This is a genomic window from Nocardia higoensis NBRC 100133 (genome assembly GCF_000308595.1).
In the GTDB taxonomy this organism is placed as follows: Bacteria; Actinomycetota; Actinomycetes; order Mycobacteriales; family Mycobacteriaceae; genus Nocardia; species Nocardia higoensis.
Genome location: NZ_BAGA01000070.1, coordinates 105540 through 122021, shown reverse-complemented (window position 1 = coordinate 122021; position 16482 = coordinate 105540). Strand labels below are relative to the sequence as shown.

Here is a 16482-nt window from a genome sequence, read left to right as displayed (position 1 = left end):
GGGTGGACAGCGAATCGTTAGCACGCCAACGCCCCCGAGCCCATGACGGCGGGGCCGCCGCGGAACTCGCGGTGTTCGCGGCCACCGAAGAATTGCTGCACGACACATCGCTGCACGATCTGACCGTGGCTCAGATCATCCAGCAAGCCAAACTCTCCCGGGCGAACTTCTATCACTACTTCGCGTCGAAATTCGACGTCGTGGTGGCGATGGTGTCGCGCCTGCTCGCCGACACCTATACCGCCGAAGGTCCCTGGAACTCCGAGCTGGGCCGTTCCCGGCAGCGGGCGCTCGACGAGAACCTGCAGCGCACCATCGGGATGTGGTCGGCGCACGGTCCACTGATCTGCGCGGTGGTCGAGAACATGCACAGCCACCCCGCACTCGGAGCGGCCTGGAATGTCATGCTGCAGCGTTTCGTATCCGCGATCGCCGAGCAGGTCGAGCATGAACGGGCAGCCGGCCGCGCTCCCGCCGGAGCACCCGCGGAGACGGTGGCCACAGTCCTGGTCTGCGGCTACGAGCGGAGCTTCTATGTAGGGCAACGCGGCCTGGATCCCCGGATACCGAATCCGGCCGCCGCGGTCGCCGCGATCACCGAACTCACCCTCGCCGGAATCTTCGGCCCCAACCGCCCGACCAAGCGGGCCCGCAAACGCAAGAAGAGCTCCCCGAGCCCGATTGCCGCCGTCTCCGTGCCGGAGCGGCCCGCGCCGGCAGCGCCCGGTGGTGACGCCAACACCAAAGCAGCCATTCTCCGAGCCACCAGCGAGTTGCTGGGCGAGATGACTCTCGACCAGTTGAGCGTCGCCAAGATTCTCGACCGGTCGAAGCTCTCGCGCGCGACCTTCTATTTCTATTTCGGCAACAAGGACGACGCGTTCATCGAACTGTTCCAATTCGTTGCCGATCGGATCGTGCAGGGCTTCGTCGACCTCGCCGACGCCGACCGCACCGACGCCGACAGCATTCGAGGGATCATTCACACCTGGCTCGACCTCGACCCAGCTGATCTCGGCGTCCTGCGCAACGCCATTCACGAATGGCCGCGCCGACCGGAACTGCGCCGGCGCTACCTGGACACCGTCGCGAAGATGACGGCCACCCTCGAGCGCATCATCGACAGCGATCGCGCGGCAGGACTCGCCGTCGAAGGCCCTCCGGCGGCGGAGTTCGCCGCGGTGCTGATGTGGACCATCGAACGCAGTATCGCGGGCTCCCTGGCAGGAGAAGCGCACCTGCAGGACATCGACGATGTCGCAGTTTTCCTCGGTGATCTGCTGGTCACCGCGGTATACGGAGTCTGATGGCATGCAGGCGTCGCGCGGCACCGAGCGGACAAGCCTGCATGCACCATCGCCCATGTCGGATCACCCCACCACCTTCAGGCCGGCGAGAACGCCGCGCTCAACCAACGTCCAGATCGCCGCATACCGAATGATCGGCGTATCGGCATCTTCTCGGTCGAACTCACGGAGACTGCCCGCCGGCCGTGCCCGGAGCTGTAAACACGGCACGGTGCGCTCGTTCCGGTAGAACTCGCACCGGGAATTCCGGCGAGGCCGATCATGGCTATCGAACCGCGCTGCGCACCGCCTTCGCGCTGTTACCACCGCCGCGATCGACCATGGAACGCGCTGTTCCCGCGGCGGCGCTGCAGTGACGGCCGGGACCGATGCGGCGCGCCTTCCCTCGCACGCGATACACGGCGCCGCGAAGCGTCCGGTCCACCGCCACGACGGCGAATCTCATGCGGCGACGGCCGTCGGTCAGGTCGATTCGCCGCATTCTGTGATTCAGCGAACCGACCTTGCGCCGGAACTCCTGCGGATACCCGCGCCGTCCTGCCGTGCACCAGGAGGGCGGGGGTGTGGATCGATCGTGCCTGCTCCTCGGTGATCCCTAGTTCGTTGCCGCGGTGGCGCGGGTCGGAGAACATCGCGCGATAGGCATCGAAGGATTCCACACTCGCCTCGTAGCGAATCCGGACCAGTTCGTGGGTAGGCGTGGCGCCAAGTCGGACGCCGTGGCATCCGCCGCCCGCAGCAGGCCCCGCGGCGGACCGGTCCCCCGCGGGGCCTGATCAGCAGCGTCGGCCGACGGCGGGGCCCGCCGTGCTCGAGCGTTGCAGTCGCCTGGTGAGCACGTGCGCCGCACGCAGCAGAATTCTGCCGAGCTCGGGCCTACGGTCGGGGGTGAATCGCGTTTCCACACCGGTGAGAGTGAGCGCCCAGGCCGGGGCGCCACGGTGGTCGAATACCGCGGCACCCATCCCCCAGCTTCCGTATACCAGGAGCCCGGGATTCACGCAATAGCCCTCCGCGCGGGTGGATTCGATGCGTTCACGCAGCCGCGCCGCGGCGTGCTCGGGTCCGAACCGGTCGGTGAGGTCGACGCGGCCGAGGTATTCGTCGATCTCCCGATCGGTGAGGTGCGACAGGATGACCAGCCCGGCGGACGCGACGCCGAGTGGGAACCGGATCCCCGGGTGCAGAACATGCGAGCGCAGGGGAAAGCTACCTTCCTCCGCGGCGACGCACACGGTTTCATCGCCCCGCCGGGCCGACAAGAACGCACTCTCTCCCGTGTCGCGGCTGAGTGCCTCGAGGATGTCCCTGGCACTGCCGGTGATGTCGTAGCGGTCAGCGGCCACCGAACCGAGCAGGAAGATCTCCGGGCCCAGGGTCCACCTGCCGGTCGTGTTGTCACGGTCGACGAATCCCTCCGCCGACAACGCGGTCAGCATGCGATGCGCGGTGGGCCGAGCCAATCCGGTGTATCGCGCCAGTTCGGAGGTCGAGGCCCCGGACGGCTCGTGATCGCCTGTCGCCCGTAGCAACGCCGCAACTCGTCCGATCACGTTCGGCTTGTCGTCCATATCGGCATCCTATGTCGTTCATTCAGTGAACAGTATTCTCCTTCCGTGATCGACATACGAGCATTCGACCCCGATTCGGTACGGCATGTTGCCAGTTGGCGACCACTTTCGCTTTGCTGTCCATAGGAAGGCGCGATGTTCACAGAACGAGCACCCCGCACCTTGCGCGAGAGAGGAAGGACAGGGAAGTGGCCACCAGAGTTGTCGAGAGTGCCTCAGAGGCAGTTGCCGATATCGGCGAGGGCGCCACCATCGCGGTCGGCGGGTTCGGATTGTGCGGAATTCCCGACGCGCTCATCGCCGCCCTGGCCGAGACGGGAGCGAACAACCTCGAGGTCTACTCCAACAACTGCGGGGTCGACGGCCACGGTTTGGGAATCCTGCTCGAGCTGGGCCGGATCCGCAGGGTCACAGCCTCCTACGTCGGCGAGAACAAGGAATTCGCCCGGCAGTACCTGGCCGGCGAACTCGAGGTCGAACTCACCCCTCAGGGCACTCTCGCCGAGCGCTTACGCGCCGGAGGAACCGGTGTGCCTGCCTTCTTCACCCCCGCCGGAGTCGGCACCCCGGTCGCCGACGGCGGCATGCCCTGGCGATACAACACCGATGGCTCCGTCGCGGTGGCGTCCCCCGCCAAGGAGATCCGCCGATTCGGAGACAAGCGATATGTCCTCGAGCACGGCATCACCGCGGATTTCGCACTGGTCCACGCCACAATCGGTGACACCGACGGCAATCTCGTCTTCGACAAGACCGCCATGAACTTCAACCCGCTCGCCGCGATGGCAGGACACATCACGATCGCGCAGGTGGAACGACTGGTTCCCGCCGGCCGGATCGATCCCGCGCAAATACATCTGCCGGGCATCTTCGTCCAACGGATCGTCGAAACCGGTCCACAAACCCCGCGCATCGAAAAGCGCACCGTGCGCGAGACCACAGGAGTCCGATCATGACCCAGGCCACAACCGCGACGCGCGGGTGGAGTCGCCACGACATGGCTCGCCGGGCGGCTGCGGAACTACGAGACGGCGAGTACGTCAACCTCGGAATCGGTCTGCCCACCCTGGTACCCAGCTATCTGGATCCCGCGACGCGGGTGATCCTGCACTCGGAGAACGGAATTCTGGGCACCGGTCCATACCCGACCGAGGACGCGGTCGACGCGAACCTGATCAACGCCGGCAAGGAGACCGTCACCGTCGAGCCGGGCGCGGCATTCTTCGATTCCGCACTGTCCTTCGGCATGATCCGCGGCGGGCACATCGGGACCGCGGTCCTCGGTGGAATGCAGGTCTCCCGCACCGGCGACCTCGCCAACTGGATGGTGCCGGGCAAGATGGTCAAGGGCATGGGCGGGGCCATGGACCTCGTGCACGGCGCGGAGCGGGTCCTCGTCCTCATGGAACACACCGACCGTGCGGGCAATCCCAAGATCGTGGAGGAATGCACCCTGCCGCTCACCGGCCAGGCGGTAGTGCATCGGATCATCACCGACCTCGCGGTCATCGATGTCGTCGGCGACGGCACGCTGCTGCTCGTCGAAACAGCACCCGGGATCACCGTGACCGACGTCGCCGCCGCGACCGGTGCACCGTTGACCATCGTCGATGAACTGATCGCCCACTGACACGCAACCCCTCGGCGTGACCTGTGTTCACCCACGCCGTGATCGCCTGGGCAGAACGCGATCGCGAACGCGTTCAACGCCGGCTTCCACCTGATTGCCCATCGTGCCCGACCCTTGCCTGTCGGGTCCAGCGAACGGGTCACCAGGTACAAGCATTTCAACGCGGCCTGCTCTGTGGGGAAGTGTCCGCGGGCCCGGACAGCACGCCGGTAGCGGGCACCCCGCGACTCGATGGCGTTGGTCGAGCAGATCACCCGGCGAATCTCGACGTCGTAGTCGAGGAAAGGCACGAACTCGGGCCACGCGTTCTCCCGCAGCCGCACGATCGCTGGATACTGCGGACCCCAGGCAGCTGCGAACTCGGCGAGCCGCTCTTTGGCCGCGGCTTCGGTCGGTGCGGTGTAGACCGGTTTCAGGTCCTTGCTCATCCGGTCCCAGTGCTGGCGGCTCGCATACCGGAAGGTTTTGCGCAGCAGACGAAGCTGTAACGAAGTAACGTGTTGCCTTGCGGCTCAGCATGTTTCGGTGTGCTATGGCGATCATGGGTGGGGTGGGGGTCGGCTTGTCTGGGCGGTTGGCGGTGTTACTGCCGCATCTGCGAATCACCCAGCGCTACCTACATCCCGATATGAAGACGCTGATCGAGGACGGAAACCGGCTCACGAAGCACCTACGGTCCCCAAATGGTCCCCAACTCCGAGTCGTCGGAGAATGAAGAAAGCCCCTCCGTTGCTGTACGGAGGGGCTTTCTCGTCTGTCGGGCTGACAGGATTTGAACCTGCGACCACTTGACACGCGTTCCAGCTACATCAACCGGTCTCAGCAGAACCCAAACTTACTCGAAGACAACAGCTTTCGTGGTACATACACTTCCCGTCAGATCCTGGAAAGACCCGCCGATTCCCGTCGATAATGTGAGATTCTGGTGAGACGGCCGTCGCCCCTTCGCCGGTGATCCGCCAGAGGCGTCCACGATGGCGACAGAGACAATTCACGACGCAATTCTCTTGGCTCTCCGAAGCCGAGGCGGACTTCACGGCGATCACTTCCGCGTGTCGCTCCGGCGACACGCCAGGCGTCATCACGGCCAGGCGATTTCACAGCTAACGCAATGGAGCCGACATGCCACACCCACCCAAAGCACAGGCAACCCGCCGTCGCGAACCGTGGCGGTGACGTTCCGACTCGACCACTCCTCTCTCGGCCACAGCACCGCGGTCCACTGCCGATCCCTCGCGGAGCACCGCGCTCAGCCGTCACCGTCCGATCGGGTGCCGGTGCCGAATGCTTCGAAACGCTGCGTGCAACGCTCGTAGACGGCATGCAGCATGATGATCATGCACGCGAAGATCGGTACGGTCAGCAACTCCCAGTCGTCTTCTCCGGCCAGCAGAGCCGCACTTGCCGCCAACGCCGCATAGGCCGAGAAGAAGAGCGTGCGAACGACGACCAGTGACGCGCCGACGGGCGGGGTACGCCAGCTCACCGCGATCGCCACCACCTGCGCGACCAGCGCATAGCCGATTGCTGCGCGCTGGACGACACCGAGACCGGCCCACTCCGCCACCTGAGTGGACAGGAGACCGCACCCGATCACGGTTGGAATCACCGCGTACAGACAGAATCCGAATACCCGGACGCGTTGTTCCCACGCGCGCACTCGTGCCGGGTCCACATCGGCCATGTCTAGGCGATCTTCCAGCTGGACTTGTCGTCGCCTTCGACCGATGCGTCGTTGAAGCTCGTTGCCTGGGAGTCCGGCCATCTGCCGTCGGGGAAGGATCTGTCGATGTCACCGATGGCTTTGGCCTGCGCGCCGAGAAACGTCACCAGGGCCACGCATGCGCCAGTGGCGGTCGTCAACGTCATTCCCGATGTCGCGGTGATGTCGGCGATACTGACCCCCGCTCCGATACCGCTGAGCAACTCACCGATGGCACGGGCCAGACCGACCAGGAAACTGGCACAGGCCGCCAGAATCGCGGCATAGAACGCGACGCCTCCCACCGCCGCGTCCACCATCGCGCTGCGTGCCTTCTCGGCGATATCCGAGAACGTGCCCGCCGCACCACTCTGGCTCATGCAGGTCTGCATGTAGGAAGTGCGAGCCGCGCCCTCCCATCGGCGCAGGGCTTCCACGTTGCTGGGATCCAGCGCCTGTTTCACGCCGTTGACATTGTCCCTGACGTCCGCCCAGTCCTTGCTCCGCAGATGCATCTCGTAGGGAGCGCGAATGCCATGGTAGATCTCCTTGATCTTCTCCCATATCCATTGGCAGATCTCGATGATCTTGCCGGAAGCGACTTCGACCATTCTCTGCACTGCCGGAATGAGCCGCACATACGGTAGGTCGAGCGCGCTGTCTCGCGCGTTCGGCACTTGAAAAGAGATGCCATTGTCGATCTTCACGAAGAACTTGTCGAGGCCGTCGACGACGGAGTTGTACTGCGCCATGTCAAAGCTCATGACTGCTTCCCATCACCATATGTTGTCGATTCGATGCTTTCCTGCCGCGTCCTCCGCCTCATAGGTGTCGGCGCAGAATCGCAGCACATTCGCCACCTCGGTGAAGCGCTGGGTCGCTTCCCCGGCCCGGCCGGACAGGTCCTCGACCAGTTTGTCGTTGGCCGAGGTGATGGTGAAGAAGAGACCGGCTTCCAGATGCGTGAAGGTCAGCGTTTCGATCGTCGTCTTGATCTGTGACATCTCTGTGGCTTTGCCGTCCCACACCCCCGCGTCGGCGCGCAGCGCACCGGTGGCGACTTCCAGCTTCTCGGGATCAGCGCCCATCTGACTTCCCTTCCTGCTTCGACGAGTTGTTCCGCCTCGCAGCGGTCAGTTCCCGTGCGCCGGCGGTTGCACCTGCATATCGGTGAGAGCTTGGATGGCGGATGCCGCGAGACCACTCAACGCGGTCTCGATTCCGCTCCCCGCCGAGGCCAGCCTGCGTTGATACGCCTGGTCGTATGCTTCCTCGACTGCCGCCGCGATCGCACCGCCCCGGACATCCGACGCCCACGGGATCGAGATGACGCACTCCCGGACCTCTCGCCGACCCAGTATCACCGACACCTGGAGTTCGTCTTCCACGCCGACCGATCCGGTGAACCGCTCGGCGTCGGCGTCCTCACCTCGATCCATCGCCTCGTGCGCCAGTTCCAGGATCTGCTCGAGCCCCAGGGACGGTGCAACACCATGGGATTCAACCGCCGACAGCCGGGTCGGAGTGACGGCAGTGATGTCGAGCGCCTCGAGCTTGTCTATCGCGCCGATCCGGTCTGCCGTGATACTCGTGAATTCCAGAATCCTCTGGTCGGCATTCCGCACGGCATCCACCACCGCAGCCCCCAACTGGGCCGTGTGCAGATGGGCTCGCCAGTTCTCTGCCACGGTGATTCCTGTCAACTCACCACTTCTGGTCAGCGAGACATCGACTGTTCCGGTTTCGTCGCGGCCACGCGCCTCCGATGGCCCGGCGGCAAAAGCTTCCTGCATGATGTTCGATATCTCGGCCGTGTAGGCATGCAGCCGGGAGAACTCCTCGATCAAATTGTGCAACTGGCCGAGTCCGGAGTTGTCGATATCGCCGACCGCTTCCGTCCTCGACGACGCTGTGGCCAAGGCCCGCTCCGGCGGCTGCGCGGCAACCGGCGGAGGTGTACTCGATGGATAGGACGCGGTCGACTGTCGAACGGTTTCAGTCGGCGCGGGTGCACGGTAGCTCGGCGCCGGGTCCGCCGGGCGAGCATCCGGTACCCGTGGCACCGGGCGTGTCGGCGGGCGCAGCGGCTCATCGTCCCAGAACTCGTCGGGATCGTCGTAGTGGTTGAAGAACCCGCCAGTCATCCGAACACCTCGCTGTTGCCAGCCAACACGGACAAGAACAACGAAGCCGACCACGCATTGCCCCCGCCCACCTGACCACCCCTCCAGTGGATGCCACCCACCCTTACCCGCGGACCAACTTTTGTCAATCAGCCCTAGCCACTTGCCGACTCGGCGATCGCAGAGGCCAGGCACACCCATCGGCGGCAATCCTCTGGCGCGAGGCATTGGTACGGCGGAGTCAGGGGTTCGAGCCGGTGACCGTCGGGATCACGAAGCAATGCATAGGCGCCGTGGGCTACCGTGCAGCCACCGGGCGCGGGAGAGCGACCCAACAATCCCGGACAGCGGCGTATCGAAAGGGACTGCCGCACGATCAGGTCAGGCTATGCCCTCCGAACGAGCCGGAACGGGGCTGGGCGACACGATTGCCACCATCATGAGGTAGTGCGGTACACCTACCTACAGGTGCGCGACTGTCTGCGCGTGATGGGCAACATGCTCACCGTCGACAGGCACTGGTACGAACAATCGCTGGCCAAGGATCTCGAGAACCCGACAGCAGTCTTCGACATTCTGATCGCACAGGGCTACCTGGAGGAGAAGGGGACCGCTAACGTCTCCGTCTTCAACCCAGAAACCGACCAATACGAACAGATCATCCTGCCGCTCTACCAGCCAACGAGCAAAGGCCATGCGCTGGCGAACGCCAGCGCGGCGAAACCTGTCCACCGTGCCACGGCAGAAAAGGCTCTGGCGGCATTCCTCCAGCGAGTGGAACAAGCCGCATCCGATCCAATGAACTTGTACATGGTCGATCGTGTGGTGCTCTTCGGCTCAATGCTGGACCCGACGCGGCAACGAGTGAGCGATGTCGACTTGGCCATCAAACTCATTCGGAACGAGGAAAACCTTCAGGCCGCTGGTGGTGACCGGCTGGCAGGTTCCGTCTTCCTCGCGGAAATGAACGGCGCCAGGCACGCATCCGGGTACCGGGGAGAACTCGGGGTGAGGAAGTTTCTCAAGAACCGATCCCGGGTATTGAGCCTTGCCCTGCTGTCAGAGGACGGGGCCATCGCCGGGCTGCCACCCGAATCCACACCCCACCGGGTTCTATATGACCGATCGGCGGTGAACTAGCACATGATCCCGAGCGGACGACACCACGTAATGGAGACCCGCACCAGTCCGCTTGACTTGACGGCCACGCTCGCAAGGCGCCGGGGCCTGGCGAACCGATTGGCGCGCGATGGGCGGGGCCGGCGCGGCGCACCTGGAGTGGGTCGGACACGGGATCTCGCGCCGTATCCGCGATCGAGCAGGACCGGCTGCCCGATGTCCTTCGTCCCGTCGTCGACGACGCGGTGCGACTCATCCCAATGGGTCGCCCGGCCTTTCCCGACGAGGTCGCCGGCGCCGTCGCCTATCTCCTGCGGCCCGAAGCCGGGTTCGTCACCGGTCAGGTGATCAGCGTGAACGGCGGCAGCAGCATGAGCTGAATCGGTCCCAGCGCGACGGATACCCCACTCCCACACCACAAGTGTGTAGCCAGAAAGATGGTGAGCCATGACCGGCGTAGCCCACGCCGATGACGCGTCCAGTGTCGAATACAACTCCGAGCCGGCCGGTGGTCCCGCGGTCGGCGAGGTGACCGCGGTATACCGTGCCGCCCGAAACATGTTGCAGAGCTTGGGCCGTGACTACCGCCGAGCTGTCGACGAGTTCGCCTGGCCGGACCTCGGCGAGCGTTTCAACTGGGCCGTGGACTGGTTCGACGCGATCGCCCGCGGCAATTCCCGGGTCGGCCTGTGGATCGTCGAGGAGGACGGCTCCGAGGCGAAATACACCTTCGACGAGTTGGCGCGGCGTTCAGACCAGGTCGCCGCCCACCTGGCCGGGCACGGCGTCGCGGCCGGGGATCGCGTGGTGCTCATGCTCGACAACCAGGTCGAGCTGTGGGAGACGATGCTCGCGGTCATGAAGCTGGGTGCGGTCATCATGCCGACGACGACCGCGCTCGGCCCGGCCGACCTCGCCGACCGGATCGGCCGGGGCGGCGCGCGGCATGTCGTCGCCCGCGTGGCCGACGCCGCGAAGTTCGACGAGATCCCCGGCGAATACACCTGTTTCGCGGTCGGAGACAGTGCGTCTGTGCCTGCTGGATGGGTGCACTTCGGAGATGCCTACGAGCTGCGGGTGCCGCCGGCCGCGCATCCGGGCACCGCGCCACAGGACCCCCAACTCCTGTATTTCACCTCGGGCACGACCAGCCGGCCGAAGCTCGTGGAGCACACGCAGGTGTCCTATCCGCTCGGGCACCTGGCCACCTCGTTCTGGATCGGGGCGGAGCCTGGTGACGTGCACCTCAACATCAGTTCACCAGGCTGGGCGAAGCACGCGTGGAGCTGCTTCTTCGCACTGTGGATCGCCGAGGCCACCATCTTCGTGTACAACTACTCCCGCTTCGACGCCGCGGCGCTGCTCCACCAGATCCGGCGAGCCGGGGTCACCACGTTCTGCGCACCGCCGACGGTATGGCGGATGCTCATCAACGCGGACCTGTCCGGTGGCCCCGGATCGCTGCGGGAGCTGTCGCGAGGACCACAGTGCCGTCGCAGAATACGCGGCAGCCACCACCCTTTCAGCTCCTCGGTACCGAAGGCCGCGATGTAGTCCGCGCAGATGGAGGCGTGGATATCGAAGTCGAATGCCTTGTCTTGCGCGAGTGCCAGTTCGCACAGGACGACGGCCTGCTGCCCTAATTCTTCGGGCCGGTCCTGGCAGTGGTCCCCTACGACAACGAAGACGATGCGGTCACCATCGCCAACAACCGCGATTACGGCGTGCCGCTGCGACCTTGCCTGCCCATTCTGCAGGCAAGGCCATACCTGGATCCGTCGGATGGTTCGTAGCCATCTCGATTGCCCGGCATCGACTGACGACGATCGGCGTCGGCCGACCTCCTGACCACCCCTCGGGGCAGGAGGCTGCTACACCCGAAATCGCCTGGGGTCACGCCGAGTCGAGCATTGCCGGCGGATCGTGTTCCGGATGTGGACGGCCAGTGTGTCCGCCACCGGACTGTCGATGATCTCCGAGATCCGTCGGTGGTACTCGTCGATCGTCAGCCCGAATCTCACCAGGATGTCCTCCTGCCCGCCGCCGAAAGGCGCCCACTCGACGGCGTATTCGAGCAGATCTCTGGGTTCGGTGATCATTGTCTGTCTTTCTCTCTATGTGGCGCTTCGTTCTTCGATCAGGGACACAGCACGATCTTCCCGAACTCCCCGCCCGCCTCCAGCAGTCGATGAGCCTCGGCCGCCTCGTCCAGCGGGAAGGTCGCCGCGATCGCAGGCGGCGCCACCGCCCCGCCTGCCACCAGTTCGAGCAGCCCCCGGAAATCCTCCGGCCCACCCATCGTCGTGCCGAGCAGGCTGTACTGACCGAAGAAGAACGACCGCACATCCATACGCGCGTACTCCGCCACATTCGCGCCGAGCACCACCAGACGGCCCCCGGGACGCAGCGCACGCACCGACCTGTCCCACAGCCCGACCGGATCCAGAACGACATCGAAACCGGCGCCGTTCGGAGAGAGTTCCCGGGCACGGTCCGGCCACTCGGGGTCGGTGTGCAGCACGCCGCCCACAGCACCCGCCTCCTGCGCGCGGTCCAGCTTCTCCGGGGTGGACCCCGTGACGACCGTGTGCGCGCCGAGGGCGGACGCCAAGGCCGACGCCATGGTGGAGACTCCACCGCCGGCACCGACGATCAGGAGTGACTCGTTCGCGCGGAGCGCGGCGCGGGTGACCAGCGCACGATAGGCGGTCACCCCCACCAACCCCAGCGCTGCGGACTCGGCCCAGGAGAAACCCTCGGGCCGTGGCGCCAGGCATTCCTCGGGAACGCTGACGTACTCGGCATAGGTACCGGGCCGGTGATCACCGAGAATCTCGAAACTCGCCGACGGCGCGTCGGTTCGCTCACCCCAGAACAGCGACGGGAGGATCACCACCTCCTGCCCGGTATCGACACGCACCCCGGCGCCGTCCGCGCCGGGTACATGCGGAAGGGGCGATCGGTACCGCCCCTGACGAACCAGCACGTCGTGCCAGTTCAGCGCACTCGCCCGCAGTTCGACCGCCACCCAGCCGGGCCGGGATTCCGGATCGGCGACGCTGCGCGGCCGCAGCTGATCCGCGTCTCCGAAAGCGTCCATCACAACGGCTTTCATGTTCCCACCTCCGCCAACACCGGCATCGCTTCTCCTGATCGTCCGCGGCGGGCTACGGCGCGGCCGGCTGCGGGTTTCCGGCTGCAGCCCATTCCCGCAGCACGTGCTTCTGGATCTTGCCGGTAGCGGTCATCGGAAGTCGATCGACAACGGTCACCCGCTCGGGAGTCTTCTGCACGGCCACCCCGCGTTCCAGCAGGTAAGCACGCAGACCTTCCACGGTGGGCGCCGTATGCCCCGGAGCGGGCACCACATAGCAGCACACCTTCTCCCCCAGACGCTCGTCCGGCATCCCCACCACGGCCACCGCGATCAGATCAGGGTGGGCGGCCAGCTTGTCCTCGACCTCCCGGACGCTGATGTTCATGCCGCCGCGGATCACGATGTCCTTGGTCCGGCCGGTGACCCGCACGAACCCGTCCTCATCCATCACCCCGAGGTCACCGGAGCGCGAGAAGCCGTCGGGGGTGAACAGTTCGGCGGTCTCCGCCGGGCGGTTCAGGTACTCGATCATGTGCGAGGGACCGCGATAGGCGATGTCGCCCTGGCCGCCCCTCGGCACCTCCCGCCCTTCCTCATCGACGATCCTGACCTCGATTCCGCGCAGTGCGGAACCGTCGGAGGTGATTGCCCGACGCGGATCGTCGTCCACCGTGCAGGTCGTGGTCAGCAGGTTCTCGCTCCGCCCGTACAACGACAGGACAGCGGCAGCGGGCAGCTTCGTGGTCGCCTTCTCCACCACTGCGGCCGGGATCGGGGATCCCGCACACACCCACACCCGCAATGACGACAGATCCGCATCCGGATTGGCGTCGGCGGCCGTCAACAGCGTTTGCAGGAAGGTGGTCGCGGTGACCGAGACCGTGCATCGGAAGTCCCGGATCTCGGCCAACGCGCGAACCGGATCCCACTCGGCCATGAGATGTGTTGCCGCACCGCTGAACAGTGGGAGCAGAACACTGGTGAGCAAGCCGGTGGTATGTGTGATCGGCGAGGGCCCGAACTGCACGTCGGAGCTGCTGTGCCCGAACGCGGCCTGCAGGGACCGGGCACTCGCGGCGTAGGTGTTGAACGTGTGCACGCATCCCTTGGGCCGTGCCGTGGTGCCCGACGTGTAGACGATCACGAACGGATCGTCGGGATGGACGCGTGCGCCGATCTCGGCGTCGGCATCGACGTCGGGATCGTCCACGAAATGGTCGTCGAGCAACCGGATGTCACGTGCGAGCAGTGCCTCACGGTCCTGCGCCTCCGCACGGACCGCGATGATCGATTCGAGCATGCCGCCCCGGCCCCGGATGTCCTCGAACATCGCGATGTGGTCGAAACCCTTGAATCTCACCGGCGCGATCGCCGTACGGATCTCGGCATCGGCCACCACATGGGATACCTCGTCCGAGCGGTAGATCGGCATGATCGGCACCATCACCGCGCCGATCCGGGCCAACGCCGAAGCGATGACGACGAATTCCGCCCAGTTGGGCATCTGCACCGCGACCCGATCCCCACGACGTAGACCGTGCCTGTGCAGCCCCACGGCCAGACGCTCCGAACGGTCCGCCACTGCGGCGAACGACAGCGTGAAGGTACCGTCCGTGACGAAGGTCCGATCTCCCTCACGCTCGGCACGAGCGCGCAGCACGTCCGTGAAGTTCTCGGCCGCCCACAGTCCCTCGGCATAGAACTGGTCGATCTGCCGACGGGCGTAGTGTCCTATGTTGCACTCGCTGGTCATGATTCCTGTCTTTCCGCACACGTGTTGAGAAACGTGCCGACGGGCCCCGGCGGGATGGAGATACGGCTGGAGCAGTCGCGCGAGCCGGGGACGGTGAAGAGGAGACGAACGCCGCACGAGAGATGGCGGTGACGTCCGGATGTGGCGGCGGCCGGCGGCCACCGCCACATGGTCATGCGGCGGAGATGCCGCCGTTCACGCTGATCGCTTGCCCGGTGAGTTTTGCGGCGGAGGGGCCGCACAGAAACACCGCGACCGCGGCGATGTCGTCGGCGACCGGAACGCCGAGGTGGGCCTGCTGGGCGGCCTTGGCGAACAGTTTGGCGCTGAAGCCGTCGCTGGTGATTCGTTCGGTCGACGCAGTCTCGTGCACGAGCGACGGAGTGAGCACATTCGCACGGATCCCGTGACGCTTCTCCTCGATGGCGATGGTCCGCGTGAACATGACCATTCCCGCTTTCGCCGCGCCGATGACGGATTCTCCCGGCGTGGCCGTCTTTGCGGCATCGGAGGCCACGTTGACGATGACACCGTGACGACGGCTGCGCATCCCCGGCAGCACCGCGCTGGCCATGTGCATACAAGGCAACGCCAGGTGCGTGAAGATCCGGGCGATCTGATCGGTGTCGATATCGGTGAACAGCTCCGGCTGGACCTCGGCGGCGGTCGAGCACACCAGAATGTCGATACCGTCGAGAATTCGCTCCGCCTCCTGCGCGATCTCCCGGGCGGAGGTCACGTCGATCGCGTTGCCCCGGAGGTAGTCCACCTTCGCCCCGAGATCCTGGACCACGCTCTGGGCATACCGGCCACGTTCCTCGTTGCGCCCGACCAGGACGATGCGGGGAACGCCGGCTGCTGCCAGTTGCCGCGCCGTAGCGAGTCCGATGCCCGCGGTGCCACCGACCACGAGCGCGGAGCTGTCCCGGAGTTCCTTCATGATGTGATGCCTTCGCCTTCCGTCCGATCGCACTTTTCGTTCACAGCGAGACCGTGCCCCGCTCGAAGATGTCGCGCGCGATGATCTTTTTCTGGATCTCGGCGGTCCCGTCGGCGACCAGATAGGCCATGACATCACGGAACCGCTGTTGCAGCGGGAATTCGGTGGAGTAGCCGAGGTTGCCGTGAATGCGCATCGCCGCTTCGATCGCGTTCTTGGCGACGACCGGCGCCCACCACTTGCTCATCGACGCCAGCGCGGTGTGCGGGCGGCTCGTCTCCCGCAGCCAGAGCGCCCGGTAACAGGTCCAGCGTGCGCCTTCGAGATAGGTCGCGTGCTCGGCGAGCTGGAAGGACACACCCTGGTTCTCGGAGATCGGCTTGCCGAACGCATGCCGCTGCTGCGCGTACACGGCCGCTTCCTCCAAGCTCTGCTTGGCCGCCCCGATGCAGAGCAGGCCCAGCGCCGCGCGGCTGAAGTCGAAGTGGTTCATCACCGATCGGAAACCCCGGCCCTGCTCACCGACGAGGTGGGAATCCGGCACGAAGACGTTGTCGAAGTGCAGCGCGCCCCACCCCAGGGGCAGACAGCCCATGCCGGGCATGTGGCTGCGAGTGACCCCTGGTGAGTCCAACGGCACGACCAGGCAGCTCACCCCGGAGGCCCGGGTCGTCCCCGCCTCGCGAGCGTAGACGAGTGCGACCGTGGCGTTCATCGCCCAGCTGATGGCGGTCTTCTCGCCGTTGAGCCGCCAGCCGCCAGGTACCCGCGTGGCCGTGGTGCGCAATCCGGCGGCGTCCGACCCCGAACCCGGCTCGGTGAGCGCGATGGCAATGGTCTCCTTGCCCGCGATCAGCGGCGGAAGGTACCGCTCCCGCACTTCCTGCGAGGCCAGCGCGAGCTGCGAGCCGGAAAGCCCGATCTGCACCGGAATTCCGGCCATGTTCACATCGCCGGCGGCGAGCGTCTCGGTGGCCAGACCGAGCAGGATCGGATCCTCCTGCCCGGTCCCGCCGAATTCCTCGGGTAATCCGATTCCGAGGACTCCGAGATCGCCCAGCTTCTCGTAGACGTCGAAGGGGAACTCCGCCGAGGCAGCTCGATCGCGGTAGCCGGGCAACAGCACTCGATCACTGAAGGCCTGCAGCGTTTTCCGAAATTCCTCGTGCTCTCGACTGAACTCGAAGGACACCATTGCTCGCGCTCCTACTTCTGTACCAGGCCGCTCATCGATCGACCA

At 65.5% G+C, this 16482-nt stretch carries 16 protein-coding genes and 2 pseudogenes; 7 read left to right on the top strand and 11 right to left on the bottom strand.

The annotated features are described in order from the left end of the window. Positions 1-2 precede the first annotated feature (2 nt). Entirely contained in the window at positions 3-1307 is a 1305-nt protein-coding gene (locus tag ON26_RS10160; protein WP_040795773.1) for a TetR/AcrR family transcriptional regulator, read from the top strand. Between the two features lie 776 nt (positions 1308-2083). Here the strand turns inward: ON26_RS10160 and ON26_RS10150 are convergent. Beyond that, on the bottom strand, positions 2084-2878 hold the full coding sequence (locus ON26_RS10150) for an IclR family transcriptional regulator (RefSeq protein WP_051026895.1): 795 nt from the start codon (positions 2876-2878) through the stop codon (positions 2084-2086). A 188-nt stretch (positions 2879-3066) separates the two neighbouring features. Here ON26_RS10150 and ON26_RS10145 point away from each other — a divergent pair, with 188 nt between their 5' ends. Together ON26_RS10145 and ON26_RS10140 are read left to right on the top strand one after the other, a co-directional pair. Beyond that, positions 3067-3834, top strand: a complete 768-nt coding sequence (locus ON26_RS10145) for a CoA transferase subunit A (RefSeq protein ID WP_040795771.1) — start codon at positions 3067-3069, stop codon at positions 3832-3834. After that, positions 3831-4508, top strand: coding sequence for a 3-oxoacid CoA-transferase subunit B (locus tag ON26_RS10140; RefSeq protein WP_040795770.1), 678 nt, complete (start codon positions 3831-3833; stop codon positions 4506-4508). Before ON26_RS10145 ends, ON26_RS10140 begins: the two co-directional genes overlap by 4 nt. A gap of 53 nt (positions 4509-4561) precedes the next feature. Here ON26_RS10140 and ON26_RS32220 read toward each other — a convergent pair. The 5 genes and pseudogenes from ON26_RS32220 to ON26_RS10120 form a co-directional block, all read right to left on the bottom strand. Then, a pseudogene (locus ON26_RS32220) lies at positions 4562-4990 on the bottom strand (transposase); the annotation flags it as partial. 767 nt (positions 4991-5757) lie between these two features. Further along, positions 5758-6192 carry a hypothetical protein gene (locus ON26_RS10135; RefSeq protein WP_040795769.1) on the bottom strand — a complete coding sequence of 145 codons (435 nt, stop codon included), beginning with the start codon at positions 6190-6192 and terminating at the stop codon, positions 5758-5760. Positions 6193-6194: 2 nt separating this feature from the next. Further along, complete coding sequence (locus ON26_RS10130; RefSeq protein WP_040795768.1) at positions 6195-6974, bottom strand: hypothetical protein; 780 nt, start codon at positions 6972-6974, stop codon at positions 6195-6197. A gap of 12 nt (positions 6975-6986) precedes the next feature. Beyond that, positions 6987-7298, bottom strand: a complete 312-nt coding sequence (locus ON26_RS10125) for a type VII secretion target (protein WP_051026894.1) — start codon at positions 7296-7298, stop codon at positions 6987-6989. 45 nt (positions 7299-7343) lie between these two features. After that, positions 7344-8354 (bottom strand): hypothetical protein, encoded by a 1011-nt coding sequence (locus ON26_RS10120; RefSeq protein ID WP_157171844.1) that lies wholly within the window; start codon positions 8352-8354, stop codon positions 7344-7346. Positions 8355-8780: 426 nt separating this feature from the next. Here ON26_RS10120 and ON26_RS31560 point away from each other — a divergent pair, with 426 nt between their 5' ends. The 4 genes and pseudogenes from ON26_RS31560 (at position 8781) to ON26_RS33260 (ending at position 11245) form a co-directional block, all read left to right on the top strand. Next, a complete protein-coding gene (locus ON26_RS31560; RefSeq protein ID WP_051026893.1) occupies positions 8781-9473 on the top strand; it encodes a hypothetical protein in 693 nt (230 codons plus the stop codon). A 98-nt stretch (positions 9474-9571) separates the two neighbouring features. Further along, positions 9572-9832 carry an SDR family oxidoreductase gene (locus tag ON26_RS34480; protein ID WP_306307245.1) on the top strand — a complete coding sequence of 87 codons (261 nt, stop codon included), beginning with the start codon at positions 9572-9574 and terminating at the stop codon, positions 9830-9832. Positions 9833-10010: 178 nt separating this feature from the next. Continuing rightward, positions 10011-10925: pseudogene (locus ON26_RS10110) on the top strand (AMP-binding protein); the annotation flags it as partial. A 185-nt stretch (positions 10926-11110) separates the two neighbouring features. After that, complete coding sequence (locus ON26_RS33260) at positions 11111-11245, top strand: hypothetical protein (protein ID WP_157171853.1); 135 nt, start codon at positions 11111-11113, stop codon at positions 11243-11245. 78 nt (positions 11246-11323) lie between these two features. Here ON26_RS33260 and ON26_RS10105 read toward each other — a convergent pair whose 3' ends face one another. The 5 genes from ON26_RS10105 to ON26_RS10085 all read right to left on the bottom strand — a co-directional run bounded on the left by ON26_RS10105 (position 11324) and on the right by ON26_RS10085 (position 16437). Further along, positions 11324-11551: a hypothetical protein gene (locus tag ON26_RS10105; protein ID WP_040795766.1), complete on the bottom strand. Its 228-nt coding sequence runs from the start codon at positions 11549-11551 to the stop codon at positions 11324-11326. A 38-nt stretch (positions 11552-11589) separates the two neighbouring features. Beyond that, positions 11590-12567 carry a quinone oxidoreductase family protein gene (locus ON26_RS10100; RefSeq protein ID WP_040795765.1) on the bottom strand — a complete coding sequence of 326 codons (978 nt, stop codon included), beginning with the start codon at positions 12565-12567 and terminating at the stop codon, positions 11590-11592. A 52-nt stretch (positions 12568-12619) separates the two neighbouring features. Beyond that, positions 12620-14302, bottom strand: a complete 1683-nt coding sequence (locus ON26_RS10095) for an AMP-binding protein (protein WP_040795764.1) — start codon at positions 14300-14302, stop codon at positions 12620-12622. 172 nt (positions 14303-14474) lie between these two features. Then, positions 14475-15242 (bottom strand): SDR family NAD(P)-dependent oxidoreductase, encoded by a 768-nt coding sequence (locus ON26_RS10090; RefSeq protein WP_040795763.1) that lies wholly within the window; start codon positions 15240-15242, stop codon positions 14475-14477. Between the two features lie 40 nt (positions 15243-15282). Then, positions 15283-16437 carry an acyl-CoA dehydrogenase family protein gene (locus ON26_RS10085; protein WP_040795762.1) on the bottom strand — a complete coding sequence of 385 codons (1155 nt, stop codon included), beginning with the start codon at positions 16435-16437 and terminating at the stop codon, positions 15283-15285. Positions 16438-16482 lie beyond the last annotated feature (45 nt).